This is a genomic window from Desulfosarcina cetonica JCM 12296 (assembly GCF_001311845.1).
In the GTDB taxonomy this organism is placed as follows: Bacteria; Desulfobacterota; Desulfobacteria; order Desulfobacterales; family Desulfosarcinaceae; genus Desulfosarcina; species Desulfosarcina cetonica.
Genome location: NZ_BBCC01000475.1, coordinates 1 through 1,068, shown reverse-complemented (window position 1 = coordinate 1,068; position 1,068 = coordinate 1). Strand labels below are relative to the sequence as shown.

Sequence of the window (1,068 nt, the reverse complement as noted above, 5' to 3'; positions counted from 1 at the left end):
CCGCCCAGTTGATTGTCGACATCTGGATCCTGGACGGGGCGGGCAACCTGTGCGAAGCCGCATTGGGGGTGGCCATGCGCGATGTGAGCCGGGGCGCGTGGCAGCCGCCCGACTGGATCGTCGAAAACCAGCCGGACGTCGACCCCGGCGCATGGACCGGCAACTGCCGGGGTATCGTAATCATGGAACGCGATCACCTGGCCGACTTTGCCGCCGTCGCGCTTACATCCGCCGAAACCCAGCGCCTGGCCGGCATGGGCAACAAGCGGAAGACCGGTTACATCGCCGGCCGCTTGGCCCTCAAGCGGTTATGGCGCAAATTGGCCGACAACGGCCACCAGCGGCCCTCAACAACCATTGAAACAGTCGTCGATGATGCATCAAGGCCCTGCCTGCCGGCGGCCGACAATGCCCCGCCCATGTATGCGGCCCTATCCCATGACGATCGGTTCTGCGTGGCCGTGGCCCACGACACCCCCGTGGGCATCGATGTGGAACCGATCTGCGCACGCGCCTGCGCGCACAGCATCTGTTCATGGATGCATCCGAGCAGGCCCGCGTCAAGGTGGCCGCCATGGACAACGCCGCGGCGGCCTGCGGGTCTGGTCCATCAAGGAAGCGGCCGCCAAGACGCTGGACATGGCCCTGGTGGATGCCTGGGAGCGTATCCGGGTGATCCGGATCGGGGATGAGGAAAGCCGATTTGAAAACAATGGCGGGAAAGTCACCACGGCCCGCCACACGACCGTGGAAGGCCACCTGATCACCCTGGTGACGGATGTCGGATCAGGTTAGCTCCGAAGGGACGAACAAGAAAATGGCACAAAACCATGGTACGCGATTATCGATGATGCTATGTAGGCCGACCCAGAAAGCGGAGAGATGACCCATGCCTGAACACGCCATTGAAAATGATCTTGTGGATCTGATCGGCCGCCTGGTCGCCGGACCGGCACAACCTGAAAAGGCGTTCATCCGTTCCGGCATGAACCATGCCGATCTGTATTGCATGGCGGCCCATATCCTCGCCGAGTTTGCGGGCGAGACGGCCGTCTGCCTGGCCACCGA

At 62.9% G+C, this 1,068-nt stretch carries 2 protein-coding genes; both read left to right on the top strand.

Going from position 1 to position 1,068, the window contains the following annotated elements; all coding sequences use genetic code 11:
* Positions 1 to 692: 4'-phosphopantetheinyl transferase family protein (locus JCM12296_RS40850; protein WP_479690898.1), on the top strand; the 692-nt coding region annotated here is incomplete at its 5' end.
* Positions 673 to 795 carry a hypothetical protein gene (locus JCM12296_RS48740; RefSeq protein ID WP_281492275.1) on the top strand — a complete coding sequence of 41 codons (123 nt, stop codon included), beginning with the start codon at positions 673 to 675 and terminating at the stop codon, positions 793 to 795. The genes JCM12296_RS40850 and JCM12296_RS48740, both read left to right, overlap by 20 nt.
* Positions 796 to 1,068: the final 273 nt, after the last annotated feature.